Annotated in this window: 23 protein-coding genes; 11 read left to right on the top strand and 12 right to left on the bottom strand. The window is 68.9% G+C overall.

The window, feature by feature from the left end; translation table 11 throughout:
* Positions 1-59: 59 nt before the first annotated feature.
* Both HUA75_RS28420 and HUA75_RS28415 read left to right on the top strand, forming a co-directional pair.
* A complete protein-coding gene (locus HUA75_RS28420) occupies positions 60-341 on the top strand; it encodes a rhodanese-like domain-containing protein (RefSeq protein WP_174488135.1) in 282 nt (93 codons plus the stop codon).
* 30 nt (positions 342-371) lie between these two features.
* A complete protein-coding gene (locus HUA75_RS28415) occupies positions 372-1,331 on the top strand; it encodes a DMT family transporter (RefSeq protein WP_371746212.1) in 960 nt (319 codons plus the stop codon).
* Positions 1,332-1,344: 13 nt separating this feature from the next.
* Here the strand turns inward: HUA75_RS28415 and HUA75_RS28410 are convergent, their stop codons facing one another.
* The 3 genes from HUA75_RS28410 to HUA75_RS28400 form a co-directional block, all read right to left on the bottom strand.
* Positions 1,345-2,280 (bottom strand): alpha/beta fold hydrolase, encoded by a 936-nt coding sequence (locus HUA75_RS28410; RefSeq protein WP_174488133.1) that lies wholly within the window; start codon positions 2,278-2,280, stop codon positions 1,345-1,347.
* A 201-nt stretch (positions 2,281-2,481) separates the two neighbouring features.
* Positions 2,482-2,961, bottom strand: coding sequence for a peroxiredoxin (locus tag HUA75_RS28405; RefSeq protein ID WP_141641675.1), 480 nt, complete (start codon positions 2,959-2,961; stop codon positions 2,482-2,484).
* Between the two features lie 75 nt (positions 2,962-3,036).
* Entirely contained in the window at positions 3,037-3,282 is a 246-nt protein-coding gene (locus HUA75_RS28400; protein WP_174488132.1) for a hypothetical protein, read from the bottom strand.
* 218 nt (positions 3,283-3,500) lie between these two features.
* Between HUA75_RS28400 and HUA75_RS28395 the strand changes: the two genes are divergently transcribed.
* From HUA75_RS28395 to HUA75_RS28375, 5 genes are all read left to right on the top strand, one after another.
* Positions 3,501-4,841 (top strand): AHH domain-containing protein, encoded by a 1,341-nt coding sequence (locus tag HUA75_RS28395; RefSeq protein WP_174488131.1) that lies wholly within the window; start codon positions 3,501-3,503, stop codon positions 4,839-4,841.
* Between the two features lie 9 nt (positions 4,842-4,850).
* A complete protein-coding gene (locus tag HUA75_RS28390) occupies positions 4,851-5,417 on the top strand; it encodes an imm11 family protein (protein WP_174488130.1) in 567 nt (188 codons plus the stop codon).
* A gap of 225 nt (positions 5,418-5,642) precedes the next feature.
* On the top strand, positions 5,643-6,356 hold the full coding sequence (locus HUA75_RS47990; RefSeq protein ID WP_371746211.1) for an immunity 52 family protein: 714 nt from the start codon (positions 5,643-5,645) through the stop codon (positions 6,354-6,356).
* Between the two features lie 111 nt (positions 6,357-6,467).
* Complete coding sequence (locus HUA75_RS28380; protein WP_174488129.1) at positions 6,468-7,769, top strand: NAD(P)/FAD-dependent oxidoreductase; 1,302 nt, start codon at positions 6,468-6,470, stop codon at positions 7,767-7,769.
* A gap of 3 nt (positions 7,770-7,772) precedes the next feature.
* Positions 7,773-8,732, top strand: coding sequence for a sigma-70 family RNA polymerase sigma factor (locus HUA75_RS28375; protein ID WP_174488128.1), 960 nt, complete (start codon positions 7,773-7,775; stop codon positions 8,730-8,732).
* Positions 8,733-8,828: 96 nt separating this feature from the next.
* Here HUA75_RS28375 and HUA75_RS28370 read toward each other — a convergent pair whose 3' ends face one another.
* Positions 8,829-9,623 (bottom strand): prolipoprotein diacylglyceryl transferase family protein, encoded by a 795-nt coding sequence (locus tag HUA75_RS28370; RefSeq protein ID WP_174455904.1) that lies wholly within the window; start codon positions 9,621-9,623, stop codon positions 8,829-8,831.
* 634 nt (positions 9,624-10,257) lie between these two features.
* Here HUA75_RS28370 and HUA75_RS28365 point away from each other — a divergent pair.
* The 4 genes from HUA75_RS28365 to HUA75_RS28350 all read left to right on the top strand — a co-directional run bounded on the left by HUA75_RS28365 (position 10,258) and on the right by HUA75_RS28350 (position 15,583).
* Positions 10,258-11,685 (top strand): S8 family serine peptidase, encoded by a 1,428-nt coding sequence (locus tag HUA75_RS28365; RefSeq protein ID WP_141646416.1) that lies wholly within the window; start codon positions 10,258-10,260, stop codon positions 11,683-11,685.
* A gap of 63 nt (positions 11,686-11,748) precedes the next feature.
* Positions 11,749-12,162 carry a hypothetical protein gene (locus tag HUA75_RS28360; RefSeq protein ID WP_141646415.1) on the top strand — a complete coding sequence of 138 codons (414 nt, stop codon included), beginning with the start codon at positions 11,749-11,751 and terminating at the stop codon, positions 12,160-12,162.
* A 320-nt stretch (positions 12,163-12,482) separates the two neighbouring features.
* Positions 12,483-12,941 (top strand): SRPBCC domain-containing protein, encoded by a 459-nt coding sequence (locus HUA75_RS28355; RefSeq protein WP_174488127.1) that lies wholly within the window; start codon positions 12,483-12,485, stop codon positions 12,939-12,941.
* A gap of 287 nt (positions 12,942-13,228) precedes the next feature.
* Positions 13,229-15,583: a transglycosylase SLT domain-containing protein gene (locus tag HUA75_RS28350; RefSeq protein ID WP_174488126.1), complete on the top strand. Its 2,355-nt coding sequence runs from the start codon at positions 13,229-13,231 to the stop codon at positions 15,581-15,583.
* Between the two features lie 292 nt (positions 15,584-15,875).
* Here HUA75_RS28350 and HUA75_RS28345 read toward each other — a convergent pair whose 3' ends face one another.
* The 8 genes from HUA75_RS28345 to HUA75_RS46995 form a co-directional block, all read right to left on the bottom strand.
* A complete protein-coding gene (locus HUA75_RS28345) occupies positions 15,876-16,622 on the bottom strand; it encodes an SDR family oxidoreductase (RefSeq protein ID WP_141646412.1) in 747 nt (248 codons plus the stop codon).
* A 214-nt stretch (positions 16,623-16,836) separates the two neighbouring features.
* Positions 16,837-18,054 (bottom strand): PLP-dependent aminotransferase family protein, encoded by a 1,218-nt coding sequence (locus HUA75_RS28340; protein ID WP_141646411.1) that lies wholly within the window; start codon positions 18,052-18,054, stop codon positions 16,837-16,839.
* Positions 18,051-18,533: an Lrp/AsnC family transcriptional regulator gene (locus HUA75_RS28335; protein ID WP_141646410.1), complete on the bottom strand. Its 483-nt coding sequence runs from the start codon at positions 18,531-18,533 to the stop codon at positions 18,051-18,053. Before HUA75_RS28335 ends, HUA75_RS28340 begins: the two co-directional genes overlap by 4 nt.
* 296 nt (positions 18,534-18,829) lie before the next feature.
* Positions 18,830-19,099, bottom strand: a complete 270-nt coding sequence (locus HUA75_RS28330) for a hypothetical protein (protein WP_174488125.1) — start codon at positions 19,097-19,099, stop codon at positions 18,830-18,832.
* A 185-nt stretch (positions 19,100-19,284) separates the two neighbouring features.
* The gene (locus HUA75_RS28325; protein WP_246137560.1) at positions 19,285-20,223 is read right to left on the bottom strand and encodes a TraB/GumN family protein; all 939 of its coding nucleotides are present in this window, start codon (positions 20,221-20,223) and stop codon (positions 19,285-19,287) included.
* Positions 20,224-20,298: 75 nt separating this feature from the next.
* On the bottom strand, positions 20,299-20,709 hold the full coding sequence (locus tag HUA75_RS28320) for a hypothetical protein (RefSeq protein ID WP_174488124.1): 411 nt from the start codon (positions 20,707-20,709) through the stop codon (positions 20,299-20,301).
* An 83-nt stretch (positions 20,710-20,792) separates the two neighbouring features.
* Positions 20,793-21,404: a hypothetical protein gene (locus HUA75_RS28315; RefSeq protein WP_174488123.1), complete on the bottom strand. Its 612-nt coding sequence runs from the start codon at positions 21,402-21,404 to the stop codon at positions 20,793-20,795.
* Between the two features lie 15 nt (positions 21,405-21,419).
* Positions 21,420-22,886, bottom strand: a complete 1,467-nt coding sequence (locus HUA75_RS46995; RefSeq protein ID WP_254627798.1) for a hypothetical protein — start codon at positions 22,884-22,886, stop codon at positions 21,420-21,422.
* Positions 22,887-22,906: the final 20 nt, after the last annotated feature.

The raw sequence follows: 22,906 nt of genomic DNA, 5'->3' as shown, positions 1-22,906 counted from the left end.
CAACACGGGCTCGTGTGAAGCGCGCGCCACTGTTGCCTGAATCAGGCATGCTGCCGCGCATGACGCCCCAGGAACTGTCCCAGAAGGCCCGGCAGCTCGTCGCGGATGGCGCGGTGCTGCTGGACGTGCGCACCCCCCAGGAGTTTCAGCAGGGCCACCCCGACGCCGCGCGCAACATCCCCGTGCAGGAGCTGCCCCAGCGTGTCGCCGAGGTGGGCCCGCCCGGCACCCCCGTGGTGGTGTATTGCGCCGCCGGTGGTCGCAGCGCGGTGGCCTCACAAATTTTGCGCGCCAATGGTTTCCCGGACGTGTTCGACCTGCGGTCCGTGAACAACTGGTAACCCTCTGTCCGGGCTGGAGGGGCCGGACGCGTGGCGCGTGACATGGGGCGCGGCTTGGAGCAGCGTGCCGCCGCTCCCGTCATGAATCGCACCGCTGGTTTCCTCATCGTGGCCCTGTCCGGAGCGTGCTTCGGCGCGCTCGGACTCTTCGGCCGCCTCGCCTATGCGGCGGGCGCGGACGTCTTCACGCTGCTCTTCCTGCGCTTCACGTTCGCCGGAGCGGTGCTGGCCGCCTTCATGGTGGCCATGCGCCAGCCGTTGCCGAAGGGCCGCCTGCTGGTGGGGCTCATCCTGCTGGGCGCGGTGGGCTACGTGAGCGAGGCGGGCGTGTACTTCGCCGCGCTCCAGTTCGCTCCCGCGGGGCTGGTGGCCCTGCTGCTGTATTCGTTCCCCGCGCTGGTGGCGCTTCTTCAAGTCCTGGTGTTCCGCGAGCGCCTGGGCCGGCTCAAGTGGGTGGCGGTGGTGCTGGCCCTGTGTGGCACGGGGCTGACAGCGGACCTGCGGCAGGGCGCGGTGACGCCGACGGGCGTCTTCCTGGGCCTGCTGTCCGCGCTGCTCTACGCGGTGTACGTCGTCACCAGCGCGCGGGTGGCGGGCAAGGCGGGGCCGCTGGTCTCCAGCACCGTCATCCTCTCGTCCGCGGGCCTCGTCTTCGGCCTGGCCATGCTGGTGAAGGGGCCGTCCTTTCCCACCACGGGCCTGGGCTGGGGCGCGGTGGTGGGGCTGTCGCTCATCTCCACCGTGGCCGCCGTCTTCCTCTTCTTCCTCGGCATGGCGCGCATCGGCCCGGTGAACACCTCGCTGGTGTCCAACATGGAGCCGCTGACGGCGGTGGTGCTGAGCGCGCTCTTCCTCGATGAGCGGCTCAGTCTGCGTCAGGTGTTTGGCGGCGCGCTCATCCTCACCGCCGCCGTGCTGCTGGCCCGCTCGGACACGCCGGGGGCGAACCTGAAGCCCCCCGAGGACGCGACGGCCGAGGGGCCCGCGTAGCCCGCGCCGAGCGTTACCGGGACACGCGCCGCAGGAACTGGCTCACGTCGCGCACGAACGTCTGGGGAAGCTCCGCGTGGGGCGCGTGGCCGGTGTTCGGGTAGAGGATGAATCGCGCATCGGGCAGCGCGTTGACGAGCGCCTGCTGCTGCGCGACGGGGAAGAAGCCGTCCTGGTCTCCGCCCACCACGAGCACGGGCACGCGGATGTGGCGCAGGCGCGAGGAGTGGTCCTCCGCGAGCATGCCGTCCAGCGTGTCCTGCCACACGCGCGCGGGGACCTTCAGGCTCTCCGAGATGAGCGTGTCCAGGTACGAGGCGGGGACGGGGCGTACGAAGGTGCTCGACTGGAACTCGCGGACGAAGTCCGGGTCCACGGTGCCCACCTGCTCGTCGACGACGGACTTGAGGAACAGCGCCACCTCGTTGCCGGCGACGGTGGGCGCCGAGCCGACCAGCACCAGGGCCTCCACGCGGCGCGGGAAGTCCAGCGCCACCTGCTGCGCGATGAAGCTGCCCATGGAGTGGCCGACGAGGATGGCGCGGCGCTCGCCGACGGCGTCGAGGAAGGCCGCCACGTCCGCGGCGAAGAACTGCTGCGTGTAGCAACACACCGGGCGCGAGGAGTCCCCGTGTCCGCGCTGGTCCAGCGCGTAGATGTGGAAGTCACGGGAGAAGAGGGACAGGTTCAAGTCCCAGGTGTGGTGCGAGTCCGTGTAGCCATGAAGGAAGACCACGGCGGGGCCGTGGCGCGAGCCCTGCTCCACGTAGCGCAGCGTGACGCCGGTGCGCAGTCGGATGGAGCGCTCGCGGGGCGCGGAGGAGGACAGCTCGCTGGACTGCTCTGACTGGGCTTCGACTTGCGAAGGGGTCTCGGAAGGCGCGGGCTCGGAGGCGGGGCCACAGGCGAGAAGGGGCAGCGTGAGCAGGGCGGCGAGGAGCATCTTCATGGGTGCGTGCCTTGTTCAGAGCCGGCGGGAAATCCGCCGTGACGTCCATCATTCTACGACTACCTCTGACATTGCCTCCTCTGGCATGACGTCTGGGGTCGTATCCACTCAGGGACGAGGTGAACCAGACCCGGAAGCCGTGTCTGTCATCAACCGGGGCGGAAGGTTTCCGTCCGAGCGAAATCAAGTATCAGACATGTCTCAGCGCAGGAGTTGGAGGGCGTCGAGGAGGCTCGCGTCGGCGGGGCGGTCCGCGCGGTCGTCGCCGAGGTAGCGCCAGACGATGTGGCCCTGGGCATCGACGAGGAAGGTGGCGGGCCGGGCGATGTGGATGCCGTCGAGGCCGAGCGCCTTGTAGACGTCATAGGCCTTGGCGACGGTGCGTTGTTCGTCGACGAGGAGGGGGAAGGGGAGGGCGTTGAGGGCAAGCCAGCTCTTCACCCAGTGGCGGCCCTGGCAGACGACGCCGACGAGGTCCACGCCGCGCGCCTGCAGGGTGGTGTGCAGTGGGGAGAGGCGCTCCAGGAAGGCCTGACAGGACGAGCACCAGGTGCCGCGCAGGAAGGTGATGAGGGTGGGGCGGCCGTGACGGAGCAGGGGGCGCTCGACGTCGTGGGCGGGGTCCAGCAGGAAGAATGACGGAGCGCGGAGCGGCTGCGGCGGGGCGGCGAGCTGAGGCATGGGGCACGTCCTGGGGTGGCGCGAGCGTGCGCGCCATGTGACGAACCCTGGTACGTGCGACCCTTCCGGGAGGTTTCAGGAGGCTTCGTCGGTGGACTTGGACTCTTCTTTTTCAGCGTCCGGTGCATCCGAGGAAGGGGCAGGTCCGTACACGGGCTCGCTGGAGGGGGCGGGGGGCGGCTCCCTGTAGACGGGCTGGGTGTTGGACCGGGTGCTCGGGTGGTCGAAGCGGTCGATGGGGAGCAGTGGGGCAACCCACCAATAGTTGCTGCAGCCCGTGAGAAGCAGACTCGCGACAACGGCGATGGTGACGTGGCGCATGCGTGACTCCAACCGGCCCTGAGTGCCCGCACCATAACCGGGATTTCCGTGCAGGCGACTCGCGATGAATTCGCGGGGGAAAGGGCTCGCAAGGGGATGACACCTGGCTCGCGGAATTTGCGCATCCAGGCTGCCCGTACGGTGCGTTGCCCGGCACGACGCGCCGCGTCCTGGTGCGGATGGGGCACGGCGCTCAGTGTGGTTCGAGGAGGCTGCTCATGCGCCTGTGTTGCGTGGTCCCGCTGTTCCTGATGGTGGGGTGCTCCTCGGGACGTGTCGTCCGCCTCGAGACGGGCCTGGACTCTTTCATCGTCACACCCCGCGAGGAACCAGGCGCGGAGTTGAAGGCGGCGGAGCTGGGGGCTGATGATTTCGAGCAAGCCATCGCGGAGCTCGCGCGAGATGTGCGGCCCTTTCGGCATCCCATGCAAGAGGCGCGAGCACTCTTCGGCGTTCCCTCCCGGAGTGGGACCTTCCAGTTCGAGCCCCGTGGGCAGCGCCTCATTCCACAGCGGCAAGATGTGGATGGACCCCGACTCCTGGAGACCTATGCGGACGAGGAACTCACTCGTGCTTACGGCGAGTGGTGTGCTCGCCGACGGACGGCAGGGGATTGCCTGCGCCTCCTGGATGAAGGCCCCTTGTTGGGGAGTGACGGCAAGTACACGCTGGCCATGGCTATCGCCATGGATGGGGTGTGGACCGAGACGGCCGAGGCCTTGGAGGGCATGGTGGACCCTGACGTCCTTCAAGCTACCGTCCTGGCTTCCGTCACGATGTACATGCTCTTGTGGTCGTTGCCCGAACCCATTTCTAAAGGCCTCGCGGCGACCTTGACTGCTGCCGCCATCGCCTATCTGGGCGTAGACACGGTGCTCCGCCTCATTGACGGCTGGGTATTGTTGGTGCGGAAGGTGGATTCATCCAGGACGTTCGCGCAGCTCAGTGAAGCGGCGGGAGAGTACGGCGAGGTGCTGGGAGAGAACGCCGCTCGTGTCTTCGTCATGCTGGCGACCGCAGCCATCGGGAGTACGGCGGGGTTGGCGGCGAAGTCAGTGGGGTTGCCGGGTTCCGCGCAGGCGGCGCTCGCCGTGGAGGCGCAGGCCGGCTTCTCGTATGCCGCACTGGGTGGGGTTCAGTCTGTCGCGGCGACCACCACGGGACTCACGGTGGTGCTGGTTCCGACAGCGGTGGCCATGTCGGCGCGTGCGCCGCGAGGTGGCTCACGTCCGCATCAACATCATCTCGCCACGGACAAGAACGGCATCTCTTCGGTCCGAGGAGGACCCTGGACTCCCAGGTTCCGGCACATCTTCCAGAAGGCAGGGATGGAGCTGAAGGACCCCGAGAACATCGTGCCCCTTAAGGGGCATCGGGGGCCGCACCCGCAGCGTTACCACGAGCTGGTCTTCGAGGAGCTGGATGCGGCGACGCTGACCTGTCGAACGGTGCTGTCCTGCCGAGCTGCCCTGCAAGGCGCCTTACGGCGACTCGCACGGGAGGTCGCTACTCCGGGGACGGAGTTGAACCTGCTCGTCACTCGCGGAGCAACACCGTAGGTTCTCTCCATGTCCCGGCGCTTCTTCGAACTGCATGATGATGTCCAGGCTCCCAGGCGTTGGCATCTGGGGATGCCCGTCGACGTTTGGGGTCGTGCCGTGAAGGAGCCCGAGTGCTTCCGGTTGGGCGCGCCCGTCCCCGTGGAAGGTCGCTTGCGACTGCCCATCGAAGAGCCGGGCCGCCCCCTGGACTTCACCGAGGCGGGAGTGCGAATCCCGGTGGTGCACGTCAAGGTCGCGACGGTCTTCACCGAGCAGGCGCCCGACGACGTTCAGCTCATCCCAGTGGACATCGACAAGCATGAGGATGCGTATCTCATCCTGGTGGCCACCCGCCTCATCCGCTGCATCGACGAGAAGGCATCGAGGATTCAGCGCTGGCTGCCCGAGGACGGAGTGCCCGAGAAGGTGGGCCAGTATGCCTCTGTGCGTGGTCTTCGAATCGATGCCTCGAAAGTGGGCGAGACCCGGGTCTTTCGGCCGGAAGGCTGGCCCGGAGCCCTCATCATCTCCGAGGACCTTCGAGATGCACTGATGCGTGTTGGGGCGACGGGGCTGTCGCTCACGGATGTGTGAACACCGGGGCTTGGAGCTGCTGCCATCATCCTTCACCGAGCCAATGCGACCACTGAGCAACCCGCCTCTGGGAATGGATGGCTCTAATACGACCCGGTCACTTGGCATGGACACTACTGCATCCCCGGAGAGATTCCTTCGCGGAAGGCACTCGATATGGCCGAGGGGTGCTCGGGGCCGATGAAGTGATCGATCAAGCAAAGAGGCCGTCGTAGGTGAACGCAAATGAAGGAGAAGTACTACCTGGGGGCCTATTGGCCCGGTCGAGTCGAGCCCGTCGATGCGTACGCTCGACGTGCCGCGACCTTCCTGCGGCTGCTCGCCGCCACCGAGCCGACTTTCAGCCCATGGTTTGAAAAGGCGGGCTTTCGGGCGGAGTCCCTCATGCATCCAGTCGCGACGAATGAGGAGTCCTTGCTGAGCCTCTTCACGACGAAATATCGGCGTGACGCGACAGGGGTCTCCTTCTCTGCCTGGAATGGTGAGCCGGACGGGGCGAGCACGAGTCTGAGGTTCTCCTGCGGTTCCACTTCGGAACTCTTGCCGGACCTTTGCGTGATGGACCTCCCGACCACGGACGATGCCAGGGCGCGTGTTGTCACAACGCCCGTGCTCTCACAGACGCTTCGCGCGACGGTTGAGGCGTGGGAGCCCGGATGGGGCGTGGCCACGTCCATCGCGCATCGGGACCTGGTGTCGGAGTTCGCGACGCCGGGCACGTTCGTGGGATGGATGACCTACCTGTCCCAACATCGAGGCACGGTGCCGCCGCTTCCCGCCACCGTGCGTGTCGAACCTGTCGGGGATAAAGGCACCCTCATCATCCTCACGCCCGAGCGCTTCACGGTCAGCAATCCGGAGCACATGGCGTTGGCCGAGGCGGTGCGCGAGCAACTGGACCGGGCAGGGCTGTTGAAGCCCCTCGTCACCCAGGTGTGAGCCCCGGGCCCCGGAGGTGTTCGTCGAGCCTGTGTAACCTTTCGCCCCCCATTTTCGTGGAGTCGTCGAGTGCTCGGGATTTTCCCGGGCATGACTCGACGGAGGGCGGACATGGAAGCGAAGAAGGTGGCGGTGGTGGGCGGCGGGCTGGGGGGACTGACGGCGGCGGCCCTGCTGGCGCGCGGCGGCTGCGCGGTGACGCTGTACGAGCGCTCCAAACACCTGGGAGGACGCGCGCAGACATCGGACGTGGAGGGCTTCCGCTTCAACCTGGGGCCACACGCCCTCTACCGCGCGGGAGCCGGCCTGCGGGTGCTTGGCCGCCTCGGGGTGAAGCCCCAGGGCGGAATCCCTGGCCAGTCGGGCGCGGCCTACGCCCTGCGCGCGGGCCGGCTGCACACCCTGCCTCGTGGCCCCGTGTCGCTGATGACCACGGATGTGCTGAGCCTGCCCGGCAAACTGGAGATGGCCCGGCTCCTCGCGAGCCTCCCTCGAATCGACCCGGACACCCTGGCGCACGTGTCCCTGCGCGAGTGGCTGAACACGCGCCTGTCTCGCGATGACGTGCGCGCCGTCATCGCCACACTGGCTCGCGTGGCCACCTACTGCGGAGACCTGGACGCGTTGAGCGCGCAGGTCGCGGTGACGCAGCTCCAGCTCGCGCTCGAGGCGAACGTGCTCTACCTCGACGACGGCTGGGCCGCGCTCGTGTCGTCGGTGGAGTCCGTCGCCCGTGAAGCCGGAGTCACGCTGGAACTCTCCGCGCGAGTCGACGGTGTCGTCCTCGAGTCGGGCCAGGTCCAGGGCCTGCGAATGGGCGACGGCACGGTGCGCGCCGCGGACGCGGTGGTGCTGGCCGGCAGCCCGGGCGACGTGTCCAGCCTCCTGCCCGAAGACACCGTGCTCGCGCGAGAGGCCGCCGAGTCGACGCCGGTGAAGGCCGCCACGCTGGAACTCGGCCTGTCGCGCCTGCCCAGGCCCGAGGCGCTGTTCGCGCTCGGCATCGATGGTCCATGGTACGTCTCCGTGCACTCGGCCGTCGCGAAGTTGGGGCCGGAGGGAGGCGCCATGGTGCACGTCATGAAGTACCTCGCGACGCCCGACACCGAGGCGACTGAAGCCGAGCTGGAGGCGGTGATGGACGTGCTGCAACCCGGCTGGCGCGCGCACCTCGTCGCCCGGCGCTTCCGACCCTCGCTGGTGGTGAGCCACCGGATTCCCACGGCGAAGTCGGGAGGACTCGCGGGCCGCCCGCCGTCGGAGGTGCCTCACGTGCGCGGCCTCTACCGCGTGGGAGACTGGGTGGGCGACGAGGGCCTGCTGGTCGACGCATCCTTCGCCAGCGCGGAGTCGGTGGAGCGCGCGCTGCTGCGCCAGCGCCACGAGGAGCCGCGCCTCGCGGTGGGAGCCTGAGACATGGCGGACCAGGAGCACGGCGCGTTGGCACGGGCGGCACGGGAGCACGAGCGCTACCTCTGGGGGCTGTGCTACCGCATGACCGGCGTGGCCGCGGACGCGGACGAGCTGGTGCAGGAGACCTTCGCCCGCGCGCTGACCTCCCCTCCAGAGCGTCACGAGGAGCTGCGCCCCTGGCTGACGCGCGTGGCGGTGAACCTCTCGCGAGACGCCCTGCGCCGCCGACGACGCGAGGGCTACATCGGTCCCTGGCTGCCCTCGCCGCTGGAGACCGGTGACGAGGAGGTGCCGCCCGCGGTGGAGGCGCGGCTGCCGGGCGGCGGCTCGACGGAGGGCCGCTACGAACTGCTGGAGAGCGTCTCGTTCGCGTTCCTGCTGTCGCTGGAGGCCCTCACACCCAAGCAGCGCGCCGTGCTGCTCCTGCGCGACGTGTTCGACTCCACCGTGCACGAGGTGGCCGAGGCGCTGGGCATGACCGAGTCCAACGTGAAGGTCGTGCATCACCGCGCCCGAGCGGCCATGGCGGCCTATGACGGCGCGCGCTGCCTGCCGACGAAAGACCTCCAACAACGCACCCGCGCGGCGCTCGAAGGCTTCCTCGGCGCGCTATTGGCCGGAGACGTGGAGGCGGCCGAGGCGCTGCTCGCCCACGACGTGCTGACCCTGACGGACGGGAGGGGCGAGGTGCGCGCGGCCCACGTGCCCCTGGTGGGCCCCAAGCGCGTGTTGACGTTCCTGACGCGGCTGATGGAGCAGCGCGGGACTCCCCTCGCGGTGGAGCTCCAGTGGCTCAATGGCCTGCCCGCGCTGGTGCTGGTGTACCCGCCCGGAAAGGACCCGCTGCTCGCCACGCGCGCGGTGGTGCGAGTGGAGCTGGGCGCGGACGGCCGCATCGCGCACATCCACTCGGTGCTCACCCAGCGCAAGCTCTCCGCCGTGCGCATGCCCACGCCCGCGTGAGTCGAGCGGAGCACCCGGGCGCGGCGACGTCACGCGGTCCGGACAGCGGAAGGCCCTCGCGAACCACCGCGAGGGCCTCGGGGAACGACGTCCTGCCTACCGCGCCGCGCCCAGCGTGTTCCCGGGTGGCGCTGAAGGCGCGCGCGACTCGCGGCGGCGCAACAGCCCCCACACGCCATAGGCCACCAGCGCGAAGCAGCCGTACTGCGCGGGCGTCAGGCCGAAGTAGCGCGCGTCCACGTAGTTCATGTCCGTGGCGCGCAGGAAGTCGAAGCTGAACCGGCACGCGGCGTACAGCAGCGAGAGCAGCGGCAGCAGCCGTCCCTTCATCTTCTCCACGTCGCGCAGCGCGTACAGCAGGCCGGAGATGAGGAAGAGGGCAATGGCGTCGTACATGCCCAGGTCGTGCCGGGCCCCGTTGGGGAACGCCACCGCGAGGAAGAAGTCGGTGCGCACGCCCGGGTGGTCATGCACCGCGAAGCAGCCCAGCCGCGCCACCGCCCAGCCCGGCGCCACGCCCAGGGCGAACGCATCCGCGTAGTCGTTGAAGCGCAGCTTCCGGTGTCGGAAGAAGAAGATGGCCGCGATGATGCCGCCCACCAGGCCGCCGAAGGACGACAGCCCGTCCCACACCTTCAGAATCTGGAGCGGCCCCTTGGCCAGCTCCTCCGGGTGGTAGAAGAACAGGTGCACCCAGTGGCCCACCAGCACGCCCACGCCCACGCCCCAGGGGGCGTAGTCGGCGAGCGGCGTCGGGTCCAACCCTTGGCGCTGCGCCTGGCGACCGAGCAACCGCGCGGCCAGCAGGATGCCCACGGCGACGAAGATGCCGAAGGGCTCGATGGTGAGGGGCCCCAGCTTCAGCGAAGGGGCATGCCAGTAGGGAATCACGTCGATGGCTCCAGGGGGCGTACCGTCCCACCCACTTAATCCGTCGTGGGGGACGTAGGCGAACAATTGTGGGGGCGCGAACTTCCCCCTCCCTCCCCGCCTCCTCCGACACCCCAGGTCGGCTGGCGGACACCGCTCGTGTGACGCTCCGAGCAGTCAGGGGGGCCTCCTTCATACTTCCCGACGCTCCGGAAAGTCCCGTTAGGACCGATTCAGGGGGGCTCGTGCGTCTACAGCATGGAATCCCTGGTTTAATTGTCAGGCCCGTCCTGTCCAATCTCACAATGGGTTCAGGGATTCCTGGAGGAGAGCGCGAAGCCATGGAAGGGCGAACCCCAGCCACCGCAGGTCGGGCGCCAGTGACGGCGACGGGCCGGGGTGTGCGTGGGCTCGCACGCGAGGGCGCGGTGGCGTCCTTGAAGTCCTGGGGAGTCGGGGGCCGGAGGGCTGCCCCACGCAGCGAGGAGGTCTCATGCGCCGGGGTGGAGGACCCGGCTGTTCGGCGCCGCTCAGCGCGCGCCATCCACATCCGCCGGGCTCGCGAGGCTCCGGGCGCGGCGGACGCAGCTTGGGTGCCGGTGGCCCTTGCCTCACGCCGCCAGCGTTGCACGGTCGTTCAAGGAGTAGACAACCCATGAAGTCCTACCTGTTGGTTCCCAAGGAGTCCATCGAAACGCAGGCCCGCGTCGGGCCTCGCGGTACGCAGCAAGGCGAGCGCGTGCTGCCGCGCACCACGGCACTTCGCTTCGCGGTCGCCAACCGCGCACCGGACACCCTGTCGTCGCTGGGCCTGCGCTCGGCCACGCTGCCCGGCCCGCGTCCGGCCGTCAGCGGCCAGGAAGAGCGCAAGCGCGTGGCGAAGGGGTCCAAAATCAAGCGCCCCACCACGCGCGGCGCCGACGCCTCGACGACGCCGCTGCCGGGCTCGCCCGTGACGGAGCAGACCGGCAGCGAGGCGGGCAGCTTCCGCTTCATGCCGCTCATCGGCGCCACCATGGCCCACTTCTACTCGGAGGCCACGGAGGCCGAAGCGCGCGGCGAGCTGTCCGCGGACTTCGAGTTCATCCCCGACGTTGTGCCCCTGTCCTTCCCCGGCCCCGTGTCGGCGGGACAGTCCGGTCCGCGCAACCGGGGCATGAGCTCGCTGGCCGAACGCGAGTGGCCCGAGGAGAGCGGTGTGCCCCTGGCCCACGCCCAGGGCATCCGCGGCGCCGGAGTGTTGCTTGGCGTGCTCGACACCGGCGTGGACGCCGACCACCCCGAGCACGCCGCCAAGGTCATCCAGTTCCGCTATGTGTCGCTGTTCCCCAACTCGCCGCACAATCCGGCACGCGACATCCGCGGCTTCGACCCGGATGGCCACGGCACGCACGTGTGTGGCATCGCCGCGGGCACTCACCACGGCGTTGCTCCGGAGGTCGACCTCTACGTCGCGTCCGTCATCGAATCGGAGACCATCCGCACCAGCCTGGGCCGCGTGGCCGCCGGCATGGAGTGGCTGCTGCACCAGTTCAGCAGCCCGCAGAACGTCACCCGTCCCGCCGTCGTCAATCTCTCGCTGGGCTTCCCGCTCAAGCCGCCGCCGGGCATCTCCGAGGCGGACTACAAGCTCAACCAGCGCGCGCTCCAGACGATGATTCGTCGACTGCTCGACAGCAACGTCCTGCCTGTTGTCGCGGCAGGCAACAGTGGACCCGACACGGTTGGTTATCCAGCCGCCTTTGATGAGTCCCTGGCCGTTGGTGCAGTCGACTTCGAGCGCAACGTGGCTCATTTCTCCGCCAGCGGTGTCGTGGAGCGCCGCGTCGTGCCCGACATCATGGGTTACGGAGTCAACGTGTATTCCAGCACTGAAAGGCGCTGCAACAATCAGGCGTTCTACGAGCGAATGAGTGGCACGAGCATGGCGGCGCCTTATGTAGCGGGTATCGCGGCGCTCTATCGGTGTCGTGCCCCTGACTTGACGGCGCTCGAGGTGCGGGATTTGATTTTGGCCAATGCGGTCAAACTTCCTCGCTCAAGCGGACACCGGACAGGCAAGGGCCTGGCTGTATTCAGGTGACGGCGGTGGGTTGAAGCCGGGGTCGGCGCCAGTGGAGCGCCGGGCCCGGGGGAGGATGAGGCCATGAGCAGAAAGATTGGCGAGCCGGGGGACGGCTTCGCTGCGGGCATGCCCCGCGTCTCCTCGGCGGTCCGTCCGCTGCCCGGCATGGCCGGGGCGAGGACGCAGCCGGAGTGGATAGACATCACGGTGATGCCTCGCGAGGAGCCCAAGGCGCCTCGAGGGCACACCCCTGTCCGTCCTCCGCCCTTGTCACGGGCGGAGGTCCAACGGGCCGGGCTGGCGGAGAGCGCTCGCTTCCACGAGAGCTTCATGCGCTGGCTCGAGGCGCACCACCTCCTGGGCTCCGTGCGTTCGGTGAGCGAGCCGGGCTCGTTGCCCATGCTCCACCTGCGCTGCGCGCCGCGCGTGCTGGACCAGCTGCGGCGTGCTCCGGAGTTCGAGGCGGGCGCGATGATGCCCGTCGACCTCTACTAGCGGTGGGTGCCCCTCGCCGTGCACCCCTGGTCTGGGCTCCCCATCCGATGCTGCGGAGGGCGGCCCGCGGTGGTTTGTCCCACCATGCGCGATGCCCGTGGGCTGCTCGCGCGGGAGAAGGGGAGGGGACGTCGTCGCCTCCTTTCCGGGAAACGCACGGGCTCTCCGCTTCTTCCTGATTAACGTAGAAAGTCGCGATTCTCATGTCATCCCGCAATCGCCCCGCGGGGCATGTGGGCGTCGTGGGGCAGTCGAAAGAGGACAACGGCCGGGCTGGGGGTGGCTTCCAGTCGCCAGTGGCGAGGGGCGCGGGGAGAAAGATGTTTCGACTGAGGACCGAGGCCTTCATCGATGCGCCGCCCGAGGCGGTGTGGGCGGTGCTGGGAGACTTCGCCCGCTATCCCACGTGGAACCCGTTGATGGTGGAGGCGCGAGGGCGGGTGGAGCGCGGGGCGCACGTGAAGATGAAGGTCCGCCCGCCGGGGGGACTGGGGCAGGTGTATGGCTTCACGGCGACGATGACGCGCGTGGAGCGGCCGGGGGCGCTCGAGTGGACGGGCGGCATTCCGGGCGTGATGCATGGGCGACACTTCTTCCTGTTGTCCGCCGAGGGCACGGGGACGCGGCTGGTCCACGGTGAGGACTTCAGCGGCGTGGTGACGTGGGTGGCGGGGCGCATGCTGAAGACGCTCCAGTCCTCCTATGAGGCGCTGAACCGCGCGCTGGCGGAGCGGGTGAAGGCGGAGCTGGCGAACCCCTCCGTGTCCACGTCGGCCTGAGCGCGTTCGTCCGCGTCCAAGGCGGCGCGCTCCTCAAGAGGTGACGTGAGCGGCTCCGTCGTGTCGCCCGGTGCGTGAGGCTCCGCGGGTGGTCTTCCGCCCCACTCCCGCGCGGACGCGCCCACGCGTGGCGCCGTGCTCCGTCGTGTTTCGTGCAGTGACGCGTGGACACAGCGCGCGCGTGTATCGCCTGGACGACGCGTGCGCGCTCGACGCGCGTGTCACCCGGTCCCAAGTCCGCCCGGCGTGCAAATCCTCAGTGGCCCGATTCGCGGAAGAGGGCATGCATGGATGGACGACGTCGGCTGCGCGTAGGTGCCATGGCGATGTGCGTGGCCTTCGCGGGCCTGGTGGGCGGCGCGGGTTCCGCTCGGGCGCAGTCGCCCGAGGATGACGGGCCGGGTGAGGTGCTGTCGGAGGAGCAGTTGGAGCAGCTGCTCGACACGCCGGCGGAGCAGCCGTCGGGCGCGGAGCTGTCGGTGGTGTCCTTTGGGCCCGAGCAGCTCGCGCCCTACTTCGCGGAAGGCGTGCTCGCCAAGGCGCGGGCCGAGCTGCGCCGGGGGCGCCATGCTCGCGCGCGTGCGCTGCTCGAGGACGAGGAGCCCACGCTGCCGGTCCGCTTCCTGCGCGCGCAGAGCTCGATGTTCGCTCGGGACTACGCCACCGCCGCGGACGAGTTCGCCGCGCTGGCTGTCGACTACGTCCCGCTGAAGGACCACTGCCTGCTGTGGGCGGCGCAGGCGAATGAGAAGCTGCGTCGGCTGGAGTTGGCGGCGTCGCAGTACCGCGAGGTGAGCTCGGGCTCGCCGCTCTACGCGGAGGCGCGCTTCAGTCTGTCGCGCGTCCTGCAGCGTCGGAAGGACATCCCTGGCGCGCTGCAGGCGCTTCAAGAACTCATCGACAGCCGACAGGCGCGTGGGCCGGATGCGCTGCGGATGAAGGCGCTGCTGGCCATCTGTGATTTGGCGCGCGTCCAGGGGCTCTACAACGTCGAGCACCGCGCGCTCCTGGAGGTGTGGGCCACCAATCCCCTGTCGCGCGAGGCGCAGCGTGCCCGGCAGCGGCTGCAGGGCCTGCCGTTGCCCACCAAGTGGAAGGTGCGCCGGGGTGAGGCGCTGGTGGAGCTGCACCGCCACGCCGCCGCGATGGACATGCTGTGGGGCGTGATGTCCTCGGTGGACCTGCCCGACGAGCTGTCCTGTCGTGCGCACCTCGCCTACGGGCGCGCGTTGCGCAAGGACCGGCAACACCGCCGCGCCATCCAGCTCCTCTCGCCCGTGGCGGAGAAGTGCATGTCCGCCGAGCAGCGGCCCCAGGCCCTCTACGTGCTGGGCTACTCGCAGTCGGTGGTGGACCCCAAGGCCGCCATCAGCACCTATGCGACGCTCGCGCGTGACTACCCTGAGCACGGCTATGCCGATGACGCCCTGTTCTTCGAGGCGTGGCTCCTCCAACGTACGGGCCAGCTCGACAACGCCTTGGCACGCTATGAGGAGACGGCGCGGCGCTACCCGGGAGGCAACTTCGCGTCGGAGGCGCTCTTCCGGGCCTTCTGGCTGCACTCCCGGCGCGAGGCTCCCGCCGAGGCGCTGGCCGCGCTGGAGGCCGTCGAGAAGCTGCCCGCGGCGTCGCGCACGGACGAGGCGCTGTGGCGCTCCCGCTACTGGCGCGCGCGTGTGCGGGAGCCCGTGCCCCTGACGAACGCGACGGCGCTCGACGACTACGAGCAACTGGCCACCGAGCGACCCGCGACCTGGTACGGGATGCTGGCGCGCTCGCGGCTGGCGTTGCTGGCGCCGGAGCGACTGACACGCCTGGCGCCGCCTCCCGGGGCCGGTGGTGACGTGCCGCCGCCGGACGAGGTGTGGCCGCTACCTCCCGGGCCGCTGCGCCATGACGCGCGCTTCGCGGCGGGGGTGGAGCTGATTCGTCTGGGACAGCCGGGGGCGGCGGAGGAGTTGCTCGCGGTGAACTCGCGGGGGCTGGCCGAGGCGCCCGCGCGCCTGCTCTACCAGACGGTGCTGCGCACGGGGCGCAAGCGGGCCGCGCGGCAGGTGGCTCGCGAGTCACTGCGCCAGGAAGTGCAGGGCCCACTGAGCGCGGCGTCGCGTCCCGTGTGGGAGGCGACGTGGCCGCTGGCGTTCAGGAATGTCATCCAGCGCTACGCTCGCGCCTCCAAGGTGGACCCGGACCTGATGCAGGGCCTCATCCGCGAGGAGAGCCGTTTCCGTCCGCAGGCGCGCTCGGCCACGGGGGCGCTGGGGCTCGCGCAGCTCATGCCCGCGACGGCGAGGCAGGTGGCCAGCTCGCTGAAGCTGGGCGAGGTGGGAGAGGCGGCGCTGCTCCAGCCCTCGCAGAACGTCCGACTGGGCTCGGCCTATCTGGGGCAGTTGCTCAACCGCTTCGGCGGGAACATGGCGTACGCGGTGGCCGCCTATAACGCGGGGCCCGGCGCGGTGGACCGCTGGCGTCACGCGCTGCCGCAAGCCGAGCTGGACGAATGGGTGGAGCACATCGCCTTCGACGAGACGCGCGAGTACGTGAAGCACGTGCTCGGCAGCTACGGCGCCTACAAGTTGCTCTACAAGGGCGAGCCCGTGCTGCTGCACCAGACGCGCGTGGGCGACGTCAGCCGAAGGTAGAGGGCGAGGGCCTGTCGCGTCCGCATGTCGCGGGCGCGTGCTCCGCCAGTCCTGGCGAAGGAGCCGCGACGTCGCGAGGTGCCCGGCTCGTCGGCTCCGGCGAAGGAGCCGCGACGTCGCGAGGTGCCCGGCTCGTCGGCTCCGGCGAAGGAGCCGCGACGTCGCGAGGTGCCCGTCTGGTCGAGCCCAGCCCGAGCGCGAAGCGTCTGCTCCGTATGGAGCACGACGCGTGCGTCGGGCGACCCGTGCGAGCCGCGTCCCCACGCCCGCTGGGGACACGGCCCGGAGCGGCCTAGAAGTTGAGGCCGCCGTCCACGTCGATGGTGCGGCCGTTGAAGTAGTCGCACTCAAGGATGAACTTCACGGCCAGCCAGATATCCTCGGGCAGGCCGATGCGGCCCACGGGAATCGAGGCCACCAGCGCGTCGCGAGCCTTCTGGTTCATGCCCTGCGTCATCGGCGTCTCAATCATGCCCGGGGCCACCGCGCCCACGCGGATGCCGAAGGGGCCGAACTCGCGCGACCACGTCACCGTGTTCGCCGCGAGCGCCGCCTTGGCGGACACGTAGTTGGACTGACCGCGGTTGCCGTGCCGGGCGATGGACGACATGTTGACGACGACGCCGTTGCCCTGGTCCGTCTCCACCATCTTCGCCACCACCTCGCGCACCATCAGCGTGGCGCCCGTGAGGTTGACGCCGATGACGGTGTTCCAGTCGGCGGTGGACAGCTTCTTCACCTGGCCCGTGGTCCGGTCCTTCTTCACCAGCAGCGCGTCGCGCAGGATGCCCGCGTTGTTGATGAGGCCGTTGAGCCCGCCCATCGCGCCGTGCGCCCAGCTCACGAAGGAGACGATGTCGTCCTCCGAGGACACATCCAGCTTGCGGCGGTGGATGCCCGCGGGCAGCGCCGCAAGCTTCTCCTCGTTGACGTCGCCCACGGCCACCTGCGCGCCCGCCTCCACCAGCCGCTGCGCGAAGTGCGCGCCCATGCCCTGGGCACCACCCGTCACCACCACCTTCAGGTCCTTGAGCTGCATGTGTCTGTCTCTCCGGTGTGTTGGGAGCGGCTGGGGAACCCTGGGGGGGCCGTGCCGCCGTTGAAACCCGCCGCGCAGGCTACGCAACCCGGCCCTCCCTGGCCAGCGCCGAAGGAGTTGAAACCTGAATCGGTATTCAACTCAGGCGGGAATGAAAACGCCGCGTCGGGAACTCCGACGCGGCGCGGCACGGCCTTGGTGTGTCAGCGCGGGGCTACAGGGCGCCGGAGATGACGGCGCCCAGCCGGCGCATGCCCTCGACAATCAGGTCGGGCGGCCGGTTGGAGTAGTTGAGGCGGATGAACTCCGAGCGCGGGTTCATGGCGAAGAAGGGGCTGCCCGGGACGAAGGCGACCTTCTGCTCGACGGCTCGGGGCAGCAGGGTGTCGCCGCTGATGCCGGGGGGCAGCTTCGCCCACAGGAACATGCCGCCGTCGGGGTGCGTCCAGCTCATGCCCTCGGGCATGTGCGCCTTGAGCGCGTCCAGCATGGTGTTGGCGCGCTCCCCGTAGACCGGGCGCAGCGAGTCCAGGTGCTTGTAGTAGTCGAAGTTCTGCAACAGCTTCACCACGGCGCGCTGGGCGACGGTGGCGGTGTGCAGGTCGGTGGACTGCTTGGCGATGGTGAGGCTGCGCACGAAGTCGCGCGGGCCGGCCACCCAGCCGATGCGCAGGCCCGGGGCCAGCGTCTTGGAGAAGGTGCCCAGCGACACGACGACGCCCTGGTCGTCGAAGGCGGCCAGCGACGGCAGGTGCTCGCCCCGGAAGCGCAGCTCGCCGTACGGGTCGTCCTCGAGGATGAGGAAGCGGTGCTGCTGCGCCAGCCGCACCAGGGCCTTGCGGCGCTCCAGCGCCAGCGTGGTGCCCTTGGGGTTCTGGAAGTTGGCGACGACGTACAGCATCTTGGGCTTGTGCGTGGCCAGCACGCGCTCCAGGTCGTCGATGCGCATGCCGTCGTCGTCGCTCTCGACGGTGGCGAACTTCGCCTCGTAGCCGCCGAACGTCTGCAGCGCCGCGAGGTAGCTGGGGTTCTCCACGATGACCAGGTCACCCGGGTCCAGGAGCACCTTGGCCACCAGGTCGATGCCCTGCTGCGAGCCGTTGGTGATGAGAATCTGGTCCGCGTCACACACGCGTCCGGCGCGAGCCAGGTGCGTGCAGATCCACTCGCGCAGCGGGGCGTAGCCCTCCGTGGTGCTGTACTGGAGCGCGGCGCGGCCTTCCTGGGCCATGACCTGGGCGTGCGCCTCGGCGATGGCCTCCAGGGGGAAGAGCTCCGGGGCGGGCAGACCGCCGGCGAAGGAGAGGATGTCCGGGCGCTCGGCCACCTTGAGGATTTCGCGCACCGCGGACGTCTTGATGCGCGACATGCGTTGGGCGAGTCGCCAGACCGGTGGCGGGGGAAGGGGTGCGCTCATGGCGTCGGCGCTCATCTTTCACTCTCCTTGGCGAGCTCGGGAGGCACGCGGACATGCGTGTCCTCCTTGATGGAAGACAGGACGATGGTTGTCTGGGTACGGGTGACGCCCGCGATGGTGCGCAGCGTCTCCACGAGGAGCGAGTCGAGCGTCCGCGTGTTCGCCGTCTTGACCTTCACGAGGTACGAGTCCTGCCCGGCGACGCGGTGGCACTCCAACACGTCCGGCAGCGCGAGGACCTTCTTGGCGAAGCCCTCGAAGTACTTCGGATGCTCGATGCTCACCCCGATGAAGGCGGTGATGTCCTTGCCCAGCTTCGTCGCGTCGACGCGCGCCGCGTAGCCGGTGATGACGCCCCGCTCCTCCAGCTTGCGGATGCGCTCGGCCACCGCTGGCTGGGACAGCCCCACCGCTCGGGAGAGCTCCAACTGCGTCGCGCGGCCGTCGCGCTGCAGCAGGTCCACCAGGCGGAAGTCGAGCTCATCCAAGGGCATGGGCGGGATGGACCTTATTTTTATAAGTGCCTTGAGGTTTCGACAGCTAAATTAAATTTGGCATGCAAAATAAGCAAGTGGGGCGAAATCGCAAGTCCGAATGACGTGGGAGGTCGCTCGGAGGGCAGATTGCTCACGGGGAGTCAGGGGCGCAGGGGGTTGTCTGCACGCGGGGTCTGGTGCGGGCATTCGCCTCGCGGGTGATGCGTGGAGCGCGGCCTCGACGGGCGGACCCGGAGGCGGGCGTCACAGGTGCGGCGGGGCCCTTCCCTTGAGGAGGAGCCCCTGGACCGCGGTCAGCCGTTGTAGCTGCAGAGCCACTTGTTGAACGGCGTGCGCTGACACTCGCACTCGCCTTCCGCGCCGTCGTTCCAGGTGCAGTTGGTGACCGCGCCAGGGCGACAGAAGGTGCCGACGAGGGACTCGCAGACGCCGGCGAGCTCGGAGGACACCTGCTCGGTCTGCACGCTGTTCTCGGCGCCTTCCGAGAGCGCCCCGTCGCCCGCTTCGATTCCACCACACGCCGACAGACTGAAGGCCAGGACCACCATCCAGATTGCTCGCATGACTACCTCCATGGTTTCGCGCGGAATGCTCGAAACACAGGGTTAGCTTATCTGGAGGGGACAGGACTGGGCAGAGGGGCGCTGGGACGCCGTGCGGACGCGGAGGGCCGAGCGGCGCGGTGCACTGGCCCGAAGAGAGTCATTCGAAACGAATGACCGAATCACTTGAGATGCTCTTCACGGAGTCAGTCGATGGGTGTTTCGCGGGGGAGCTGGCGCACCGAGTGGCCCTTCTTCTGGAGGAGGGCGACGATGCCCTCGGGGCCGACGACGTGGCCGGCGCCCACGACGACCAGGTGCACGCGAGGCTCGGTGAGCAGGGCTTCCAGGCGTGAGGCCATCTGCACGTTGCGCTCGAAGAAGACGCGCTCGTAGACGGGGCGGTAGGTGGTGTCCTTGGCGCCTTCGAGGAGGAGGCCCGCCATGCCGTCCGCGTCGCCGGCCTTCCAGGCGGAGGTGAGCGCCTCGACGATTTCACCGGGGCCCTGTTCGCGGCGGAGCTGGTCTCGGAGCATGAGGTCCTGGAGGTTGTCGGGGGTGCCGGAGAGCATGCGGAACTGAGCTTCGGCGGTCTCCAGCTCCAGCACCTGCTTGTGGGCGGCGTGGGCGCGGTCGAGGAAGGCTCGGTCCACGCCGTGGCCCTGCTCGTAGCCTGCGGCCTTGAACTCCAGGTTGTTGAGGACGATGCCGGCGAGCCAGGGGCGCAGGCGCTCCAGTCCCTGGGGTTGCACGCCCAGGCGCGTGGCGGCGCGGCTCAAGAGGTCGCGGGTGCTGGGGTCCAGGCGTTGGGAGAGGCTCTGTCCTTCGGGGAAGGTGCCCAGCTCGCGCACGAGCTTCTGCATGGCGGCCTCGTCCGTCCGGGTGGTGTCCACCTCGACAGCGAGGACGTGGGCCTTGGTGAAGGCGGACTCCATGGAGGAGGGCAGGGTGAGGGCGCCGGCCTTGCCCATGTGGATGGAGCCGACGAGGTACGCGGTGCCGCCGCGCGGGTCCTTCACTTCCCACAGGAAGGCGTTGCCCGTGTCGACCGGGGTGTACTTCTTCGCGGCGGGCGTGGAGGCACAGCCCGCGCCGAGCAGGGCGACGAGGAGCAGCGAGAGCGGCAGGGACGACGGGCGCTTCATGGAGTGGGCTCCCCCAGGATGGTCCACGCATCGAACCATTCGGGCACCTGCCGCGTCGAGGTGTGATGCCTCGGGTCAGTCCCGCTTCAAGATGACGCCGTCGTCGCTGATGGCGTAGCTCGCGCCGGGGTCCATGACCTCGGGCTTGAGGCCGCAGCGCTCTGCTTCGTTGGGCATGAAGTGGACGAACGTCATCCGTTCTCCACGCACCAACCAGGCGTCATAGGTGTCGAGCGAGTGCAGGCACCGGGTCATGGCATCGGCGTCCTTGGGCGGGGACGTTCCCGGATGCAGGTAGTCCTCCAGGGCGATTTGGAGCGCCTTGAGCTGGTGTCCTTCCACGATGATGGAGGCGTCCTTGGCCCAGGAGGGGAACTGGATGCGGTCCGCGACCTCGGGAGGCGCGAGGGGTGCTTGAGGGCGTGCGCGCGAGAGATGGCAGCCCCCCAGCGAGAGCGCGAGCACGCAGAGACTGAGTCGCTTCATCTGGAGGAACCTCGAACGGGTAGGAGTGGGTTCCGCCGACATGGCCCCTCGGGGTTGAGTGTATCCACGGGGGTGCTTGCCCGTCAGAGCCTCACGCCGTCGAGTGTTTGCAGGACGGCGAGGAGCGCCTCCTCGGTGGTGTCGCTGTACCTGGCGACAGCGGGAGCCGAATAGGTCGCGGCCACGGTCTCTGGAGGTGCCTCCACCAGGGATTCCACGACGATGCGGCTGGTGCCGGGCCAGGGCGCGGCGAGCAGTTCCTGCCGCCTGCGAGTAGGGTCCAGGAAGGTGAAGCAGGGCCAGGATGGGAGCTTCAGTGTATCGACGTCACAATCGAGGAAGCGGCAGGCGTCGAGCCGTGCTCCGGAGAAGTCGCAGTCCTCGATGCCTCCCAGCTTCTTCTCCGCCTCCTCGTCGAAGGGCCATCGGCCGAAGTCGTTTCCGCTCATCACGCCGGTGAAGCGGCAGCCCTTCAGGAACGCCTTGCACCAGCGGAGGTTCTTGAGCTCCTGCTTGACCTCGATGACGCAGTCGATGAGCCGAGGCTGGATGAGAATCAGGTTCCGGGCCGTGACCTTCACCGTCACGGTGCAGGCGCGAAGGGTCAGGTTCGGGCCGAGGAAGGCGATGTCCTCACGACCGAGGACAATCCGCTCGTTCTCTATCACCTTGCCCTCGATATTGAGCTGAGCCATCCGTGCTCTCTTTGGTTAGAAGCCAATCATCCGGAAGAGGAAGCCCGCCATCCGCTGCCCGTGAAGCGCGAGGTTGGAATCTGTTCCCGAGAGAATCTCGTACCTGTAGCCCGTGGAAGGATCAATCGCGTCGACGCCTCGGTTGCTCCAGCGTAACTGTCGGAATTGGGCTTTCAACTGGTCCTCCACGAACCGTCCTCGGGCCTGTCTCTCGAGGAGGCGTGCCAGCCAGTGCTCTCCTTTCGCGAGAGCCGCGCGAATGGCGCGCGCCTCCTTTTCACTCAGAAGTTGTGGCCTCCACTTCTCCGCGGCCCGCAGTGCGGCGGCCTGAAGCTGGTCCCCGACCGGGTCGCTCTTGGGGATGGCGTGGGCGGGCTTGCCAGCGGGCACATGCCAGCGCTGCCCGTTGACGACCACCTGCTGATTTCCTCCCTGATGTTGGACGAGGACTCGCGCCGTCGAGCCCGTCGTCGCAGGAGGCGCAGAGGCTTGCGCGCCGGGCCTTCGCGCCAGGATGGAGAAGGCACCCTCGGAGGTCGCCGCTACCGACTCCACTTCGGCCACTGTCGCGAGCCTCGCACCTCCCTGGGCCTCGGCCTGCGCGGCGGCCTGGGTGTAGCCGGGTATCCCGGGCATCTTCTTGGAGAGCTTCCCCGCGCCAACGCCAACGGCCGCTGTGACGAGCATCACCAGCACGCGCGCGGTGTTCTCCCCCATCACCCGGCCGTAGGTCTCCCCGGCCTCCTCCAGCTCCCCGAAGGTCTTGGCCTGCTCCGCCTCCTTCATCAGCCTCGTCCAGCCCTGCATCAACCCCCAGACGGTGTCGACGCCCAGCCACGCCAGCAGGCCCACCGTCAGCACCGCCCCCACGCCCTTCGAAATCGGCTCGGGTAGTGCCCAGAGCACGAAGTAGAGCGTGGCGGACCACAACACGAGCGACAGCACCGCCGCGGGGTCCGCCATGTCCCGGAGCGAATGCCGCGTCTCCTCCAACACCGAGCCCATCGCGAGCGCGAGCGCCACCGCGTACCGGTCCTCGCTGCCCAGCACCGGTCCGTCCACCAGCAAGCGCAGGCAGTCCCCGCCACCCTGTGCGCGCTGACACCAGCGCAGGTACTCCCGCTTCAGCTCCGCCTCCCCCGCCGTCTCCGGGCGCACCTCCAACGGGGCCATCCGGTAGACGCGGCCACCGCCCACGGAGCTTGTTGCGGGCTCGGAGTCCGGTACCCGCTCGAGGAGTTGCCGTACGGCCTCGGGAGAGATTCGTCCGGGACGGACCTCTCGGGCCAATCGCGCAACAGCCCGGGTGAACGCCTCCTTGTCCACCTCCACGGGCTCCGTGTCGGCGCCGCCGAGTGGGACGACCCGCTGCGAGTACCAGGCGTCCACCGCGTCTTCGCTGGAGACCGTATGCGGGACACGCGCCGTCCCACAGGCAGTCATCAAAGCGAGCAGGAAGGCACCAGCCCGACGGAGCACCATGCGTCTCCCTTCAGCGGCGA

Source organism: Myxococcus sp. CA040A, assembly GCF_013336725.1.
In the GTDB taxonomy this organism is placed as follows: domain Bacteria; phylum Myxococcota; class Myxococcia; order Myxococcales; family Myxococcaceae; genus Myxococcus; species Myxococcus llanfairpwllgwyngyllgogerychwyrndrobwllllantysiliogogogochensis.
This window is presented reverse-complemented; position numbering and strand designations above follow the sequence as displayed.